This is a genomic window from Demequina sp. NBRC 110056 (genome assembly GCF_002090155.1).
Lineage (GTDB): Bacteria > Actinomycetota > Actinomycetes > Actinomycetales > Demequinaceae > Demequina.
The window spans coordinates 205,511-221,379 of the sequence record NZ_BBRM01000006.1; the positions used below are offsets into that span (position 1 = coordinate 205,511).

Annotated in this window: 16 protein-coding genes; 7 read left to right on the top strand and 9 right to left on the bottom strand. The window is 72.4% G+C overall.

The genetic code is table 11. The features are described 5' to 3' along the window. Positions 1-55 precede the first annotated feature (55 nt). The 3 genes from B7K25_RS10875 (at position 56) to B7K25_RS10885 (ending at position 4,803) form a co-directional block, all read left to right on the top strand. Positions 56-2,062, top strand: a complete 2,007-nt coding sequence (locus B7K25_RS10875; protein ID WP_084106078.1) for a beta-galactosidase — start codon at positions 56-58, stop codon at positions 2,060-2,062. After that, positions 2,059-3,165, top strand: a complete 1,107-nt coding sequence (locus B7K25_RS10880) for a glycerate kinase (RefSeq protein ID WP_084106079.1) — start codon at positions 2,059-2,061, stop codon at positions 3,163-3,165. The genes B7K25_RS10875 and B7K25_RS10880 overlap by 4 nt, the downstream gene beginning before the upstream one ends. Positions 3,166-3,282: 117 nt before the next feature. Continuing rightward, positions 3,283-4,803, top strand: coding sequence for an alpha-N-arabinofuranosidase (locus B7K25_RS10885; protein WP_084106080.1), 1,521 nt, complete (start codon positions 3,283-3,285; stop codon positions 4,801-4,803). A gap of 125 nt (positions 4,804-4,928) precedes the next feature. Here B7K25_RS10885 and B7K25_RS10890 read toward each other — a convergent pair whose 3' ends face one another. Further along, positions 4,929-6,590 carry an MFS transporter gene (locus tag B7K25_RS10890; RefSeq protein WP_159450189.1) on the bottom strand — a complete coding sequence of 554 codons (1,662 nt, stop codon included), beginning with the start codon at positions 6,588-6,590 and terminating at the stop codon, positions 4,929-4,931. A 167-nt stretch (positions 6,591-6,757) separates the two neighbouring features. Between B7K25_RS10890 and B7K25_RS10895 the strand changes: the two genes are divergently transcribed. Continuing rightward, a complete protein-coding gene (locus tag B7K25_RS10895) occupies positions 6,758-7,258 on the top strand; it encodes a MarR family winged helix-turn-helix transcriptional regulator (protein ID WP_159450190.1) in 501 nt (166 codons plus the stop codon). 3 nt (positions 7,259-7,261) lie between these two features. Here the strand turns inward: B7K25_RS10895 and B7K25_RS10900 are convergent, their stop codons facing one another. After that, positions 7,262-7,768 carry a MarR family winged helix-turn-helix transcriptional regulator gene (locus B7K25_RS10900; RefSeq protein ID WP_084106083.1) on the bottom strand — a complete coding sequence of 169 codons (507 nt, stop codon included), beginning with the start codon at positions 7,766-7,768 and terminating at the stop codon, positions 7,262-7,264. Between the two features lie 105 nt (positions 7,769-7,873). Here B7K25_RS10900 and B7K25_RS10905 point away from each other — a divergent pair, with 105 nt between their 5' ends. After that, positions 7,874-8,236, top strand: a complete 363-nt coding sequence (locus B7K25_RS10905; RefSeq protein WP_084106084.1) for a DoxX family protein — start codon at positions 7,874-7,876, stop codon at positions 8,234-8,236. Positions 8,237-8,309: 73 nt separating this feature from the next. Here the strand turns inward: B7K25_RS10905 and B7K25_RS10910 are convergent, their stop codons facing one another. From B7K25_RS10910 to B7K25_RS10920, 3 genes are read right to left on the bottom strand one after another with little or no spacing between them, the layout of a single operon-like run. Then, positions 8,310-8,897, bottom strand: coding sequence for a vancomycin high temperature exclusion protein (locus B7K25_RS10910; protein ID WP_159450191.1), 588 nt, complete (start codon positions 8,895-8,897; stop codon positions 8,310-8,312). Next, positions 8,894-9,136 carry an acyl-CoA carboxylase epsilon subunit gene (locus B7K25_RS10915; protein WP_084106086.1) on the bottom strand — a complete coding sequence of 81 codons (243 nt, stop codon included), beginning with the start codon at positions 9,134-9,136 and terminating at the stop codon, positions 8,894-8,896. Before B7K25_RS10915 ends, B7K25_RS10910 begins: the two co-directional genes overlap by 4 nt. Then, positions 9,133-10,722, bottom strand: coding sequence for an acyl-CoA carboxylase subunit beta (locus B7K25_RS10920; RefSeq protein ID WP_084106087.1), 1,590 nt, complete (start codon positions 10,720-10,722; stop codon positions 9,133-9,135). The genes B7K25_RS10915 and B7K25_RS10920 overlap by 4 nt, the downstream gene beginning before the upstream one ends. Before the next feature lie 33 nt (positions 10,723-10,755). Between B7K25_RS10920 and B7K25_RS10925 the strand changes: the two genes are divergently transcribed. After that, positions 10,756-11,613: a biotin--[acetyl-CoA-carboxylase] ligase gene (locus B7K25_RS10925; protein WP_234988196.1), complete on the top strand. Its 858-nt coding sequence runs from the start codon at positions 10,756-10,758 to the stop codon at positions 11,611-11,613. An 8-nt stretch (positions 11,614-11,621) separates the two neighbouring features. Here B7K25_RS10925 and B7K25_RS10930 read toward each other — a convergent pair whose 3' ends face one another. Then, a complete protein-coding gene (locus B7K25_RS10930) occupies positions 11,622-12,776 on the bottom strand; it encodes a serine hydrolase (RefSeq protein WP_144018980.1) in 1,155 nt (384 codons plus the stop codon). 140 nt (positions 12,777-12,916) lie between these two features. Here B7K25_RS10930 and B7K25_RS10935 point away from each other — a divergent pair, with 140 nt between their 5' ends. Beyond that, a complete protein-coding gene (locus tag B7K25_RS10935; protein ID WP_159450192.1) occupies positions 12,917-13,951 on the top strand; it encodes a PHB depolymerase family esterase in 1,035 nt (344 codons plus the stop codon). Between the two features lie 4 nt (positions 13,952-13,955). Here B7K25_RS10935 and B7K25_RS10940 read toward each other — a convergent pair whose 3' ends face one another. Genes B7K25_RS10940 through B7K25_RS13605 form a run of 3 tightly spaced genes read right to left on the bottom strand, consistent with a single transcriptional unit; the run spans position 13,956 to position 15,753 of the window. Further along, complete coding sequence (locus B7K25_RS10940; protein WP_371328302.1) at positions 13,956-14,714, bottom strand: SOS response-associated peptidase; 759 nt, start codon at positions 14,712-14,714, stop codon at positions 13,956-13,958. A gap of 27 nt (positions 14,715-14,741) precedes the next feature. Then, complete coding sequence (locus B7K25_RS10945; protein ID WP_084106090.1) at positions 14,742-15,041, bottom strand: hypothetical protein; 300 nt, start codon at positions 15,039-15,041, stop codon at positions 14,742-14,744. After that, positions 15,034-15,753, bottom strand: coding sequence for an alpha/beta fold hydrolase (locus B7K25_RS13605; protein ID WP_144018981.1), 720 nt, complete (start codon positions 15,751-15,753; stop codon positions 15,034-15,036). The genes B7K25_RS10945 and B7K25_RS13605 overlap by 8 nt, the downstream gene beginning before the upstream one ends. Between the last annotated feature and the right edge of the window lie 116 nt (positions 15,754-15,869).

The following is a 15,869-nucleotide window of genomic DNA, read 5'->3' on the forward strand; positions in this document are numbered from 1 at the left end:
CACCACCCACGGAACCACGACGGCGCGGCTTCTGACGGCCGCGCGAAGGAGAGGCATGCACTACGGCGGCGACTACAACCCCGAGCAGTGGACCGAGGAGATCTGGCACGAGGACGTCGCGCGGATGCGCGAGGCCGGCGTCACCATGGTGAGCCTCGGCATCTTCGCGTGGAGCCGTCTGCAGCCGGCTGAGGGGGAGTTCGACTTCGCGTGGCTCGATCGCGTGATCGACCTGCTCCACGAGGGCGGGATCGCCGTCGACCTCGCCACGGCCACCGCCTCGCCGCCGCCGTGGATGCACGAGCGCTACCCCGAGATCCTGCCGGTGACCGCCGAGGGCGTGACGCTCGGGCCGGGCAGTCGCCAGCACTACGCGCCCAGCTCGCCGGTCTACCGGCGCCTCGCCGCGGAGCTCGTGACGGCTCTCGTGGAGCGCTACGCGGACCACCCGGCGATCGTCATGTGGCACGTCAACAACGAGTACGGCTGCCACCTGCACGCCGACTACTCGGACAACGCCCGCGACGCCTTCCGCGCCTGGCTGCGCGAGCGGTACGGCTCCGTCGACGCCCTCAACGACGCGTGGGGCACGGCCTTCTGGTCGCAGCGCTACACGAGCTTCGACCAGGTGCTGCCGCCGCGCGCGGCGCCGTACAGCCACAACCCGGGCCAGCTGCTCGACTTCCGCCGCTTCACGTCGGACATGCTCCTCGAGTGCTACCTCATGGAGAAGGAGATCATCCGCGCCGCGGGGGCGACGCAGCCCATCACCACCAACTTCATGGGCGCCTTCAAGCCGGCCAACTACCAGGAGTGGGCCGAGCACATGGACGTCATCACCGATGACGCGTACCCGGACCCCGACGACCCGGAGTCCTTCCGCGACGCCGCGTTCCAGCGCGACCTCATGCGCTCGCTCAAGCCCGGCACCCCGTGGCTGCTGATGGAGCAGGTGACCGGTGCGCTCAACTGGCGGCCCACCAACGCGCCCAAGGCTCCGCAGCAGATGGCCGCGCTCTCCATGCAGTGCGTCGGCCGCGGCGCCGACGGCGTCCTGTTCTTCCAGTGGCGCCAGTCGCGCGCCGGCGCGGAGAAGTTCCACGCGGCGATGCTGCCCCACGCGGGGACCGGCACGCGGATCTGGCGCGAGGTCACCGAGCTCGGCGCGCAGCTGGGCTCGCTGCCCGAGCTCCCCTCCGGTGGGGCCGATGCGCGGGTCGCCCTGGTGATGGACTGGGAGAGCTGGTGGGCGGTCGAGTCTCCCGACCACCCGTCGAACGTGCTCGACTACGTCGCCGTGCTGCAGCGCTGGTACCGCGCCCTGCACCGGCGTCACGTGATGGTCGACATCGTGCCGCCCGAGCGCGTCACGGCGGACGCCTACGACCTCGCCATCGCCCCCGCGCTGTACCTGCTGCGAGCCGGCGGTGCCGAGGCCCTGTCGACCTTCGTCGCCGGCGGCGGCCACCTGCTCGCCGGGCCGTTCACTGACGTGGTCGACGAGCGCGACGCGTTCCTGGACGGTGGCTTCCTCACGCGGCTCGGGCCCGCGCTCGGGGTGACCATCGAGGACTTCGGCGCGCTTGCGCAGCCGGGAGGCACCGGACAGTCCGAGGCGCCGCTCGCCGGACCGTTCGGCACCGTCGCCGGCACGCTCCTCGCCGAGGAGGTCGTGCTGAGGGGCGCGACGCCGGTCGCCACGTTCGCGGGCGGGCGCCGCGACGGCGACCCCGCGCTTACCGAGCACGCCCACGGAGAGGGAACCGGCTGGTACCTCGCCACCGTGCCCGACGAGCAGGGCGCCGATGCGCTCGCCGGCTGGGCGCTCGACCGTGCGGGCATCGCGCCCGTCCTCGAGGGTCTGCCCGTGGGCGTCGAGGCGGCCCAGCGAGGCTCGGTGGTCACGGTCATCAACCACGGGTCCGAGCCGGCGGTGGTCGACGTGGCGGGGCGCGACCTCCTGCGCGGCGAGCCGGTCACCGAGGTCCACCTCGACGCGTTCGGCTACGCGCTGGTCGACACCGCCGCATCCGACACCGCGACGCCGGACGCCGCGCGATGAGGATCGTCCTCGCGCCCGACTCCTTCAAGGGCACGGCCTCGGCAGAGGACGCAGCCGCGGCGCTCGCCGCCGGCTGGCGGTCGGTCGATCCGACGGTCGACGTCGTGGTGCGTGCCATGGCGGACGGGGGAGAGGGCACCATCGACGCGCTCGCGGCGGCGCCCGGCGCGGCGCGCCACGCGACGGAGGTGAGCGGCCCCGACGGGCGGCCCGTGACGGCCGCCTGGGTGACGCTCCCCGAGGGCGGCCTCACGACCGCGGTGATCGAGCTCGCCCAGTCCTCCGGCATCACCCTCATGGACCCGCTGGCGGCGCTCGACGCCCACACCCTCGGCCTCGGCCAGGTGGTGCTCGCGGCTCTCGAGGACGGCGCGCAGCGGCTCCTCATCGCGGTCGGAGGGTCCGCCTCCACCGACGGCGGGACCGGCGCTTTGCGAGCCCTGGGAGCCCAGTTCTCAGACGTCGAGGGTGCGCCCCTGCCGCTCGGCGCCCGCGGCCTCGAGTCGGTCGCGCGCGTCTCGCTCGACGGCCTGGTGCCGCTGCCCACCGGCGGCGTGACCGTGCTCACCGACGTCACCAACCCGCTTACAGGGCCCTCCGGAGCGGCCGCGGTCTATGGGCCCCAGAAGGGCGCGAGCCCCGAGGACGTGCCCCGCATGGACGCCGCGCTCGCGCGCCTCGCCCACGTCGTCACCTCCCAGGTGCCCGATCGCGCGCCCGACCCGACCGCGCCCGGCGCCGGCGCAGCGGGCGGCACCGCCTACGGGCTCGCGCTGTGGGGGGCGACCCTCGCGCACGGCGCGTCGGCGGTGGCCGATGCGATCGACCTCGACGGCGCGCTAGCGGGCGCCGACCTCGTGATCACCGGCGAGGGTCGTTACGACGGCCAGTCGGGCCAGGGGAAGGTCGTATCGGAGGTGGCCCGCCGCGCCGGCGCCGCCGGCGTCCCCGTGGCCCTCGTCGCCGGCGCCATCGACGCGCCGACCGACGGCTTCGCCGGGGCGGTCTCGCTCACCGACCTCGCCGGCAGCGGCGAGGCCGCGATGGCCAGCACCCTCGAGTGGCTCCGTGCCGCCGGCTCCCAGCTCGCGCATCGGCCCTGACGCGGCCCCTTCACGCGACCACCCCGGCACCCCAGCCCGACCGACCCAGCCCCGATCCACCCAGCCTCGACCGATTCAGCCCCGACCCACCCAGCCTCGACCGACCCAGGAGAACCCATGACCGACGTGACCGTCTCCCTCGACCCCAGCGCGCGCATCGGCGCTGTGCCTCGACGCCTGTTCGGGGGCTTCGTCGAGCACCTCGGGCGGCACGTCTACGACGGCATCCACGAGCCGAGCCACCCGAGCGCCGACGAGGACGGCTTCCGTCGGGACGTCATCGAGCTCGTGCGCGAGCTGGGGGTCTCGACCATCCGCTACCCGGGCGGCAACTTCGTCTCGGGCTACCGGTGGGAGGACGGCGTCGGTCCGCAGGAGGAGCGTCCCACGCGGCTCGACCTGGCGTGGCACTCCATCGAGACCAACGAGGTGGGCCTGCACGAGTTCTCGGGATGGCTCGACAAGGTCGGCTCCGACCTCATGCTCGCGGTGAACCTGGGCACGCGCGGGATCGAGGAGGCGGTCGACCTGCTCGAGTACGCGAACGTGCCCGGCGGCACCGCGATGTCCGAGCTGCGCCGCGACAACGGACGCGACGAGCCGTTCGCGATCGACATGTGGTGCCTGGGCAACGAGATGGACGGGCCATGGCAGCTGGGCCACCTCGACGCCGACTCCTACGGCCGGCTCGCGTCGCGCACCGCCCACGCGATGAAGCTCATGGACCCGTCGATCCGCACCGTCGCGTGCGGCTCGTCGAGCTGGGACATGGACACGTTTGGCGCGTGGGAGCGCACGGTGCTCGGCCACGCCTACGACAACGTCGACTACATCTCGTGCCACGCCTACTACGAGGAGCGCGACGGCGACCGCGCGGCCTTCCTCGCCTCGGGCGAGCACATGGCGCGCTTCATCCAGGAGGTCGTCATCGCGGCGGACCACGTGAAGGCGCTCAAGCGGTCGGACAAGACCATCGACATCTCGTTCGATGAGTGGAACGTCTGGTACATGAACCGGCCCGCCCCGGGCTCGTTCGACGGGAAGGCCGTCGACGAGTTCGAGTTCGCGCCGCGCCTGCTCGAGGACCGCTACACGGTGCTGGACGCGGTCGTGTTCGGCTCGCTGCTCATCACGCTCCTGCGCCACTGTGATCGGGTGACGAGCGCGTCGCTCGCGCAGCTCGTGAACGTCATCGCGCCCATCATGACGGAGCCCGGCGGCCCTGCGTGGCGGCAGACCACGTTCTTCCCCTTCGCGCTCACGTCGCGGTTGGCGACGGGACAGGCGCTGCGGGTGCCCGTGACGTCAGGGACGTTCGCCACCTCGCGGCTCGGCGAGGTCGCCGACGTCGACGCCGTGGCGACGTGGGACGAGGAGGCCGGAACCGCGGCGGTGTTCGTGGTCAACCGGGCGCTCGATGGGTCGCGGACCGTTCGCGTCGACGTCAGCGCCCTAGGCTCGACCTCGATCGCCGAGGCGCACCTCATCGCCGACGACGACCTCGACGCCGCGAACACCCTCGAGGATCCCGAGCGCGTCGCGCCCGTGGACCTTGAGGGTGCGGTCATCGAGGAAGGGGTGCTGACCCTCACCCTGCCCGCGGTGTCGTGGGCGGCTGTGTCGTTGCAGGTCGGGTAGAGCTGCGCGTCGGTTGACGGTGCTCGTCAGGTGAGTGTGCTCGCCGCCTGACGTTGCTCCCGCCCTCGCGTCGGCCACACGACAGAGCCGCAGCGAGGGCGGGGCGCCCCTTCCTTGGGAGAGCGCTAGGGAGCGGTCTGCGGCTCAGGCTCGGGCGCTGCCTGCGACTCCGCCTCCGGCGTCTCGTCGGCCGGCTCTGCCGACAGCGACTTGTCGCCGCGCGGCAGCGCCACGAGCATCAGCACGGCGGTGCCGGCCGCGATGATCGCGGAGATCAGCATCGCGTGCTGGTTGGCGCTCATGAACGCCTCCTGCGCGGAGGCCAGGATCTGCGCGGCCACGTCCCCGGCGCCGGCCTCGGCCATCTGGTCGGTCACGGCGACGGCGCCCGCGAGCGAGTCCTCGACGGCGCCAGTGGCCTCGGCGGGCAGGCCCTCGGCCGCCCCGCTGATGTTCGACGCGTACTGGTTGGCGATGAGCGAGCCCAGCACCGCGATGCCGAGCGACGCGCCCAGCTCGCGGGTGGTGTCGTTCATCGCCGAGCCCATGCCGGAGCGGTTGCGCGGCACGGAGGACATCAGCATGTTGGTCGCGGGGGTCATCACGAGCGCCATGCCCAGGGTGACGAGGCTCATCGCGATCAGGAAGTCCCAGTAGGACGGCACCGTGGGCCAGGTGGTCATGAGGAGGAAGCCGCCGGCGATGATGACGAGGCCGGGCACGACGGTCCAGCGGGTGCCGACCTTCTCGACGAGCTTGGGCACCATCGGGCCGACGATCATCATGGGCAGCATCGACGGGATGAACGCGACGGACGTGGTCAGCGCGTCGTAGCCCATCACCAGCTGGAAGATCTGCGTCATGCCGAAGAAGGCGCCCATCATCGCGAAGAAGGTGAGGGTCACGGACAGCACGGACAGCGAGAACCGCGAGCGCAGGAACAGCGTGAGGTCGAGCATCGGGTGCTTCGCGCGCAGCTCCCACCAGATGAACGCCGCGAGCGAGAGGCTGCCGAGCGCCGCGGCGATCACGGTCGCGGAGTCCTCGAAGCCGTGCGACGGGGCCTCCATGATCGTGTAGACGATGCCGGCGAGCGCGACGGTGATGAGGGCGCCTCCCAGCCAGTCGACGGGGGTCTGCTTCTCGTCCACGGACTCGGGGACGATGCGCCAGGTGACGACGAGCGACACCAGGCCGAACGCGGCGCCCAGCAGGAACGCGGAGTGCCAGTCGAAGAAGTGCAGCAGGACGCCGGTCAGCACCGAGCCGATCATCATGCCGACGCCGGCCACGGCGGACCAGATCGCGATCGCCTTGGGGCGCTCCTTCGACGGGAACACCACGTTGACGATCGACAGCGTGGTGGGCATGACGAGCGCCCCGCCGATGCCCATGATCGCGCGCGACGCGATGAGCTCGCCGCCGGTGGTCGCGAAGAACGGCGCGTAGATCGAGGCGGCGATGAAGATCACCAGGCCGACCAGCATGGTGCGCTTGCGCCCGTAGCGGTCGGCGATCGCGGCGGCGATGAACAGCAGCGCGGCGAACACGAGGGCGAAGGCCTCGACCACCCAGGTGAGCTGGAGCTGCGTGAGGGAGAACTCGACGGCCAGGTCGGGCAGGGCCAGGTTGAGGCTCATGTTCGCGATCATCGCGGTCATGAGTCCGAGGCACAGCGTCGCGAGGATCGCCCACCGCTTGCGGTAGGTGGACTCCGCGATGCCCTCGGCGAGGGCGTCGTCGAGTCCCGCGACGGTGGCGGGCGCGGACGCGGGGGAGTGGGACACGTGGCCTCCGGGAAGAGCGGGCGCCGCCGGGGTCCGGCGGCGCGGTACGATCATTCGCATCGAGCGAAGTAGTTTCCGAGAGTACTTCGTCTTGGGCGAAGTATCAAGCGCCGATGCGCGGGCTGGGTCCCAGCCCCGCCGCACCGGCGGCGACGGGAAGGGTCGGCGTGGATCGCGAGGAGCTCATCGGCCGCGTGGGCGAGCTGCAGGACGAGTTCGCGCGCTCCTCGATGCGTGCCCAATCCAAGGAGATGCTCGACCAGCACCTGACCCTGGCCCAGTTCCGGGCGTTGGTCCTGCTCCACGGGCAGGAGGGGCTGACCATGTCGGAGGTCGCCGACGTCCTCGCGATGCGCCCCAACATCGCCACCGGGGTGGTGCAGCGCCTCGAGGATCGCGGCTGGGTGGAGCGCACGCGCGACGCGGACGACGGCCGCGTGCGCCGCGTCGGCCTCACGGCCGACGGCATCGCCACGGTCGACGGCATCGTCACGGAGGCTCGAAGCGACTTCCTCGACCTCGCGAGCGCGCTCACCGACGAGCAGCTCGGCCAGATGGCGTCGATCCTCGAGACGCTCATCGTGGCGCGCGCGGCGCAGGGTCGTGGTGCGGCCGGCACTGGTGGCGCCGCGGGTGCTGAGCCCGCCGCAGACACCGATCCCGCGTAGGGGTCAGGGCGCGAGGTCGGCGTCGAGCGCGCTGCACTGCTCGGCGACCTCGCCGGGCAGCAGCGACGTCAGCAGCTCTGCGAGCGCCGCGTGGTGCGCCTCGGGCACCCGGTCGAGCAGGGTCGAGCGGATGATGGCTGTGTAGGCGGCTCGTGAGTCCTCGACGACGGCGGCGCCCTTGTCTGTGAGGACGGCCCAGCTCGCGCGCCGGTCGTGGTCGCAGGACTCGCGGGTGACGAGCCCAGCGGACTCAAGCCGTGTGATCGAGTGGGACAGGCGCGACAGCGAGGCGTCCGAGGTGCGCGCGATCTGGGTCAGCTGCAGGCGGCGGTCCGCCTGGTGCGACAGCGCGTCGAGCACGGTGTACTGGAAGTGGTTGAGCCCCGTGGCGGCGCGCAGTCGCTCGTCGAGGACGCCGGGGAGGGTGCCGAGCACTGCGGAGAACCGTCGCCACAGCAGCTCCTCGGAGCTGGTGAGCTCCGGAGCGCTGGTGTCGGTGGTCGCGGTCACGGGCCGATTCTAACAAGTTGACGCTTCAAGGGACAGTGGCCTAGCGTATTGGTTGAACAATCAACCAAGCGCTCGGGTTCGAGCGCGCCCCGAAGGAGACACCTCATGACCATCGCCTACTGGATCGTCGCCGGCATCCTCGCCCTCGCGTTCCTCGCCGCCGGAGCCCAGAAGCTCCTCCAGCCGGAGTCCAAGCTGCGCGAGTCGGGCGTCCTGCCCGAGCGCCGCGCGCTGGGCGCCGAGCGCGGCATCGGAGCGGTCGAGGTGCTGGGCGCGCTGGGCCTCATCCTGCCGCCGCTGACGGGCGTCGCGGTCGTCCTCGCGCCCATCGCCGCCGTCGGCCTCGCGATCACGATGCTCGTCGCCGTCGTCAACCACCGCCAGCACAACGAGCCGTTCGTGCCCGCGCTGGGCCTGGGCGTCGTCGCGGCCATCGTGGCGGTGCTCGGCTTCCTCGCCTGGGTCTGACCCCGACCTGCCACCACGGGCCACGCTGCGGCGGTCGCGTCTGAAGCGCGGCCGCCGCGGCGGCGTCCGTCCGTCAGGCGCCGATGCGGTCGCGGCCGATCTCGACCGCCGCCTTCCACGTCGCGGGCAGCTCCCGGACGTAGCCGGTGAACGTGTGGGTGCGCAGCAGCACCGGCGGGTGCGCGCCCTGGACGTCGAGCCCCACGGAGCGGCACAGCCACATCGCGCGCGGCAGGTGGAACTCCTGCGAGCACACGATGACGCTCGTCAGCCCCAGCCCGTCGCGGGCGTTCTGCGCCGACGCCCGCGTGTCGTGGCCGAACGGGTCGCGCGTGAGGGCGGCGGCCGGAACGCCGAGCTCGAGCGCGGTGCGCTCCATCGCCTCGGTCTCGTCGAGCCCCTCGCGGTTGTTCCCGGCGCCCGTGAGCACGAGGCGCGAGACCAGGCCGCGCTCGTAGAGCGCGGCACCCGCCTCGACGCGCTGCCTGAGGAAGAGGCTGGGCCGCCCGTCCTCCCACACCCGCGCACCCAGGACGAGTGCCGCATCGGCCGTGCGGAAGTCGCCGGTGAGGGCCGATGCGCGCTCGCCTCGCGTGCTCAGGCGCGCGTATGCCTGGGGCGCCGCGGCCGCCGCGGCGAGCAGGCGCAGCGCTCGGCTCATCCGAGCGAGTGACGCCAGGCCGAGGCGCCGCGGGCGAGCGGCAGGGCGTCGTGGCGGCCGCGTAGGGTGCGCGAGCGGTCCATCCATGCCGAGGTCGGCGCCCCCGGCGGGTCGTCGTCCTGCCCGCTCGACGCGACGGCGACGACGCCCGCCACGAGGGCGGCCAGCTCGGCCTCGTCGGGCGCTCCGCGCACGATGCGCAGTCCCGTCGCGGCGGCGAGGGCGTCCTCGGTGCTCACAGCGGGATGTTCCCGTGCTTCTTGGGCGGCAGCGACGCGCGCTTGGTCCGCAGCGCTCGAAGCGACCGGACGATGTGCGCGCGAGTCTGGGAGGGCTCGATGACAGCGTCCACGTAGCCGCGGTCCGCCGCGTCGTAGGGATTGACGATCTGCTCCTCGTACTCCGCGGTGAGGCGAGCGCGCTCGGCCTCGACGTCGCCGCCGTCCTCGGCCACCTTCGCGAGGGCGCGACGCTGGAGGATGTTGACCGCTCCGCCCGCGCCCATCACGGCGATCTGCGCCGTCGGCCACGCGAGGTTGACGTCGGCGCCCAGCTGCTTGGACGCCATGACGATGTACGCGCCGCCGTACGCCTTGCGGGTGATGACGGTGACGAGCGGCACGGTCGCCTCGGCGTACGCGTAGATGAGCTTCGCGCCGCGGCGGATGATGCCCTGGTGCTCCTGGTCGACCCCCGGGAGGAAGCCCGGCACGTCGACGAACGTCAGCACCGGGATGTTGAAGGCGTCGCAGGTGCGCACGAAGCGCGCCGCCTTCTCCGACGCGTTGATGTCGAGCGTGCCGGCCATCGACTGCGGCTGGTTCGCGACGATGCCCACGGACTGACCCTCGACGTGGCCGAAGCCCACGAGGACGTTGGGGGCGAACAGCGGCTGGATCTCGAACAGCTCGCCGTCGTCGAGGACCGTCTCCACCACGGCCTTCATGTCGTACGGCTGGTTGTCCGAGTCGGGCACGATCGTGTCGAGGGCGAGGTCGTCCTCGGTGGGCTCGAGATCAGCCTCGTGCTCCCACGCGGGCGGGTCGGACAGGTTGTTCTGCGGCAGGTACTGCAGCAGGTGCTGGACGTACTCGATCGCGTCGTCCTCGTCGGAGGCGAGGTAGTGCGCGACGCCCGACTTGGCGTTGTGCGCCTGGCCGCCGCCCAGCTCCTCGAACGTGACGTTCTCGCCCGTGACCGACTTGATGACGTCGGGGCCGGTGATGAACATCTGCGACGTGCCGTCGGCCATGACGATGAAGTCGGTGAGCGCGGGGGAGTACACCGCGCCGCCGGCGCTTGGGCCGAGGATGAGCGAGATCTGCGGGATGACGCCCGAGGCCGCGACGTTGCGCCGGAACATCTCCGCGAACTGGGTGAGCGCCGCGACGCCCTCCTGGATGCGTGCGCCGCCGCCGTCGGAGATGCCGATGAGCGGCACCCCGGTGCGCAACGCGAAGTCCTGGACCTTCGTGATCTTCTGGCCGTGAACCTCGCCCAGCGATCCGCCGAACACGGTGAAGTCCTGCGAGAACACCGCGACCTGACGGCCGTCGATGGTGCCGTAGCCGGTGATGACGCCGTCGCCGTAGGGACGGTTGCCGTCGAGGCCGAAGTTGCGGCTGCGGTGACGGCTCAGGGCGTCGAGCTCGACGAACGAGCCCTCGTCGAGCAGCTGCTCGACGCGCTCGCGGGCGGACTTCTTGCCGCGCGCGTGCTGCTTGTCCTGGGCGACGGCCTCGCGCTGGGCGACTGCCTCGTCGAGCTTGCCGCGCAGCTGCTCGAGCGCGCCGGCGGTGGACTTCTTCGGCGTGATGTCGGACACGTTCCTCCCTTGTCTGCCCGATAGCCTAGCCGCGTGGATCACCCGTCGCCCGCAGCCGTCGCCCGCTCGCGCGAGCCGCTGCGCGCGCTCGACGTGGAGCCCATCGTGGGCCCGTCCCGCCAGCTCTCGCGGCTCGACGTGGTCGCCGCGTCGCCCAGCACCAACACCGCGCTGCTGCGTGCCGTGGAGGCCGCGCCCGACGAGTGGCCGGCGTTCTCCGGCATCGTGGCGGACCACCAGACGGCGGGCCGCGGGCGCGCGGGCCGGTCGTGGGCCACGCCGCAGGGTGCGGCCCTGACGGTGTCGATCCTGCTGCGTCCCGAGGGCATCGGTGCCGCCGGGTTCGGGTGGGCTCCGCTCGTCGCTGGCCTGGCGACGGTGCGCGCGCTGCGCGACGCCGGCGTGGGCGCGTTCCTCAAGTGGCCCAACGACGTGGTGGTCGAGGCGGGCGCGAAGGAGATCCCGGGCTGGGGCCGCTGGCGCAAGTCCGTGGGCATCCTCTGCGAGGGGGTTCCGGGTCAGAGCGCGATCGTCGTCGGCATCGGCATCAACGTGTCGCAGGCCACGACCGAGCTGCCTGTCCCGCACGCCGCGTCTCTCGCGACGCTGGGCGCGACGGACCTCGACCGGGTGCGGCTGCTGCGCTCGCTCGCCGCGCACCTGCGCGACGGCGTGGCCGCGTGGGAGGGCGAGTCGGACGACTACAGCGTGCGGCCCGAGGTGGAGAAGGTGTGCGCGACCATCGGCTGGGACGTGACCGTCGACGTGCCGGGCGGGACCCCCGTCAGCGGCCGCGCGGTCGGGCTGAGCTCGACGGGCGGCCTGCTCGTCGAGGCGGACGGCGCGGTCACCGAGGTCCTCGCGGGCGACGTGCGGGTGCGCCGGGCGTAGCGCTGCCCTCACGCGAGGCTCGGCGCGATCACCTCGCTCAGCACCGCGCGTGCCTCCACTCCCTGGTCGGGCTGGTCGTAGGCGCCGGTGAGCACCGCGGCGACGATCCCGCTGTCGGGCAGCGCCATCACGTACTGGCCGCCGTTGCCGATGCCGCCGCGCCACCCCGGACCCGCGCCCCCCGGCGCGAACGATCCGCCCAGGTAGACGTGGAAGCCGTAGGCCGCATCGGCGCTCCAGGTCCGCTCCGCGGCGACCGTCGTCGCCCGCTCGAGCCAGGCGCGGGGCACGACCTGCCTGCCCCTCCACGCGCCGTCGAGCAGCAGCGCCCCCACCCGGGCGAGGCCGGTGGCGGACAGGCGTAGGCCAGACGCGGGCGACGCGTGCCCGTTGCCTCCCGCCATCCACTGCCAGGTGTCGATCCCGAGCGGCCCGAGCAGCCTCGCCGCAGCGAACCGCGGCAGGCTCGCGCCCGTGCCGGTCTCGAGGAGGGTGCCGAGAATCGCCGTCGCGCCGCCGGAGTAGCGCCAGCGCGTGCCCGCAGGCTCCGTCCGGGGCTGGCTGAGGATGTACGCGTCGCGGTCGCGGGCGAGCTCCATCGCGATCTCGCCGTTGCGCGCGTCCGCGTACGGCAGCTCCTCGCGCCACGCGGTGCCCATGGTCTTGCTCAGCACGTGCGCGACGGTGAGGTCCGCGCTTCCCGCGGCCTCCATGGAGCGCCGATGCGCGGGCAGGTGGTCGACGAGCCTCGCCTCGGGCGGCGGTACGAGCCCTTCCTCGTGGGCGATGCCGTAGAGCAGCCCCGTCACGGTCTTGGTGACCGAGCGCAGGTCGTGCAGGGTCGCCGGGCCGTGCTCGACGACGCCGAGCCGCTCGCCCCAGCGCGCATCGGCCCCGGAGCGGAAGTGCTCGGCGACGGTCGCGCCGTCCCGGGTGATGACGACCGCGTGGGCCCGGTCGAGGGCGCCGCTCGCGGCGAGGTGATCGAGGCGCGAGGCGATCGCGGAACCGGGCACGCCGACTCGCGCGGACGTCGCTGAGCTCGGGACTGGCTCGGAGGCGCGGACGCGTCTCGCGCGGTCGGGGCTCGCCGGGGTGAACACCCGTGGGCGCAGGAAGGTGCGCCACGCCCGGGGCATGCTCGACAGCGGGATCCTCGCCACGGCGCCACTGTGCCACACGGCCTCTAGCAGGCACGACCGGCGCGGCTTGGTCCAAATTCCACCACGTGGTAGAAAAGTCGTCCTGAGCGGCCTGTGCGCGCCGTCTCGCGATCTCGAGCCGTGCCATGCAAAGGAGCATCATGACCGCCGACGCCACGACCGCCACCCCCGAGGCCGCGCCGCGGCCCCGACGCCGGCTCCGCCGCGCGCTGATCTGGACGGCATCGATCCTCGGCGGGCTCGTGCTGGTGCTCGCGGGCCTGTTCCTCTACTTCGTCTGGGTGCCCGCTCCCGAGGAGCCCGACCTCGACGCTGACGTGGTGCACGCCTCGCTCACCGTCGACGGGCTCGAGCGGACCTACACCGCCGTGGTGCCCGAGGGCGTGGAGCCCGGGGCGCCGCTGTGGGTGGCGCTGCACGGCTCCAACATGGACGGCGACGGCATGCGCGGCGCGACCGGCTTCCAGCTGGACGAGCTCGCGGTCGAGCACGGCTTTGTCGTGCTCTACCCGGACGGCTACGAGAAGTCCTGGCACGGCTGCCGCACCGAGACGCCGTACCCGGCGCGCATCGACGGCATCGACGACGTCGCGTTCCTCGAGGCGCTCATCGGCGAGGCCGCGTCCGAGTACGGGTCGGACCCCGCTCGCGTCTACGGCGTGGGCTACTCGAACGGCTCGCACATGCTGTTCCGCATGGCCGCCGAGTCTCCCGGCACCTTCGCCGGGATCCAGGCCAATGCCGCGAACTACCCGGCTGCCGACAACTACGGCTGCGAGCCGCTCACCGAGCCCGTGCCGACCATCCTCGTCGAGGGCACGTCCGACCCGATCAACCCCTACGAGGGCGGTCAGGCCGGGGCCTTCGGTCAGAACCTCGGCGAGGTGCTGTCCGCGCAGGACTCCGCGCTCGCGATCGCCGCGGTCAACGGCGTCGAGGACGAGGCGACCGAGGAGGTCGTCGGCGGCACCGCCGGCGAGGCGGACGCCGTCACCGCGACCGTCTACGGCGCCGCGTCCGATGCTCCCGTCGCTCTGTTCACGGTCGAGGGTGGCGGCCACACGGTGCCGAACCCGGTGACGCAGACGCCGCGCATCATGGGCGGGGGCACCGAGCACCTCAACGCGCCCGTGGTCGCGTGGGAGCTGTTCTCGGCGCTCGAGGGCGGCGAGTAGCGGCTCAGCCCTCGACGGGCTCGACGTTCTCCGGCCCGTTGTTCCTGGGGCTACCCACGGCCTTGCGCACCGGATGCCACTCGAGGTCGGGGGCGGGCATCGCGATGACGTCGAGCAGCGTGCCCTGATCCGCGTCCCTGTCGAGCCACGCATCGAGCGCGTCCGCGCCCATCATGACCGGTTGCCGGTCGTGGATGTCGCGCATGTCGCCGCGGGCGGCGGTGGTGACGATGGTGGTGGTGACGAGCCACGCGGCGTCCTCGCCGGCGGCCTTGTCCTTCCAGAACTCGTACAGCCCCGCGAACGCGAGGGGCGCGTCGTCCTCCGGGTGGATCCAGAACGGCTGCTTGCCGTCCGCGCCCGTCTGCCACTCGAAGTAGCCGGAGGCGGGGACCGCGCATCGGCGCTTCGCGAAGGCCGTCCGGAAGGACGGCTTCTCCGCGAGGGTCTCCGAACGTGCGTTGATCATGCGCGCTCCGATGCCGGGGTCCTTCGCCCAGGACGGCACCAGTCCCCAGCGCGCCGCCTCGAGCCGGCGGCCCGGGTCATCCTCCTTGGGCGGGATCACGATCGCGACCTGCTGGGTGGGAGAGACGTTCCAGTTGGGAGCCAGGCGCGCGTCGTCGGCCACCGTCGCGATGGCGAAGTGGTCGATGAGGTCCTGCTCGGCGAGGAAGTTCGCGTACCGGCCGCACATACGAGCCATGGTGCCACGGCCCTCGAGCGGCAGCGAGGTGACGGGCGCACCCGGCCGCGCGCGCATCGGCCCTGCTCACGGCCGGAGAGCGTACTAGCGGAGACTCTCGGGGTGCTGCGCAGCGACGACGGCGGCGACGACGTGCTTGCACCAGGAGGTCTCGGTGCTGGTACAGGTGCAGGACCAGCTGGGAGCCGTGGCGTCGAGAAGGAAACGCACGGTACGGCCGCCAGATTCAGGCGTGGCGCCGACCGTCACGATGATCGTCCCGCGCTCGGTGCGATACTCGATGGCTGCTGCGCGCGCGATGCGCTCGCCCGCCTTGCGATCCGAGCGTCGTGCGTCGTCGAGACGGCTCTCGAGTGCGGCGATCCTCCGCAGGTCGTCACTCACCGGCGACCTCGCGGGCGATGATGCTGGCGAGCGCGCGTGGCTCGGAGAGCATCGGCCAGTGCCCCGTCGGGAGGTCGACGAGGGCGACATCCGAATCATCGCGGATCGGCGCGAACATCGGGTTCCCGGAGGCGGCCATCTCCCGCACCGTAGAGCTGGGAATCGAGCAGCACACCAGGGTCACAGGGATGAGGTGGCGTCGGGGATCGCGCAGCACCACGGGCTCTCGGCACGCTCCCGCCGGGTGCGGGACGCTACGAGCCGCGAGGAGCGCGCGGTCCTGGTCGGACAGGCCGTCGCTGCTCACGCCCTGGCTGGCGAGCTCTTCCAGGCCGGGAAAGGGGAGCTCCGCGATCCGGGCCGTCAGATCGGGTCGAGGAACGTGTCCGTCGGTGACGGGGCCGGAGTCGACGTACAGGATGCGCACAAGGGCCTCGGGCAAGCGATCCGCGACTGCAGTCGCGATGGCTCCTGCACCGCTGTGCGCGGCAAGGACCGCGCGACCGTGGACGAGCACTCGCCGCAGGACGTGATCGACATGGTCGTCGAAGTCGATCCCCGCTCGGTCGACATCCGCGCCTTCGAGCCCCGGAAGAGTGATCTGCTCCGCGGTCACGCCACGCTCGCCGAGCGCGCTCGCGACGTCATCCCATACCCAACCTCCAAGCCAGTAGCCGGGGATGAGCAGAACAGGTGGCGGCGATGATGCCATTTCTCCAGTGTGCCTCAGCGGTGACGTGTCGGTCAGGGCGAGAGAAGAGGTGCCCGAACGGCCGCGAGGTGACGGGCGTGCCCGGCCGCGCGCGCATCGGCCCTTCTCCACAGGCC

Bases quoted from the DNA above. Each gene is read 5' to 3' on its own strand.
- B7K25_RS10875 (WP_084106078.1), top strand. From the start codon at position 56: ATGCACTACGGCGGCGACTACAACCCCGAGCAGTGGACCGAGGAGATC.
- B7K25_RS10880 (WP_084106079.1), top strand. From the start codon at position 2,059: ATGAGGATCGTCCTCGCGCCCGACTCCTTCAAGGGCACGGCCTCGGCA.
- B7K25_RS10885 (WP_084106080.1), top strand. From the start codon at position 3,283: ATGACCGACGTGACCGTCTCCCTCGACCCCAGCGCGCGCATCGGCGCT.
- B7K25_RS10905 (WP_084106084.1), top strand. From the start codon at position 7,874: ATGACCATCGCCTACTGGATCGTCGCCGGCATCCTCGCCCTCGCGTTC.
- B7K25_RS10910 (WP_159450191.1), bottom strand. From the start codon at position 8,897: ATGAGCCGAGCGCTGCGCCTGCTCGCCGCGGCGGCCGCGGCGCCCCAG.
- B7K25_RS10935 (WP_159450192.1), top strand. From the start codon at position 12,917: ATGACCGCCGACGCCACGACCGCCACCCCCGAGGCCGCGCCGCGGCCC.
- B7K25_RS10940 (WP_371328302.1), bottom strand. From the start codon at position 14,714: ATGCGCGCGCGGCCGGGTGCGCCCGTCACCTCGCTGCCGCTCGAGGGC.
- B7K25_RS13605 (WP_144018981.1), bottom strand. From the start codon at position 15,753: ATGGCATCATCGCCGCCACCTGTTCTGCTCATCCCCGGCTACTGGCTT.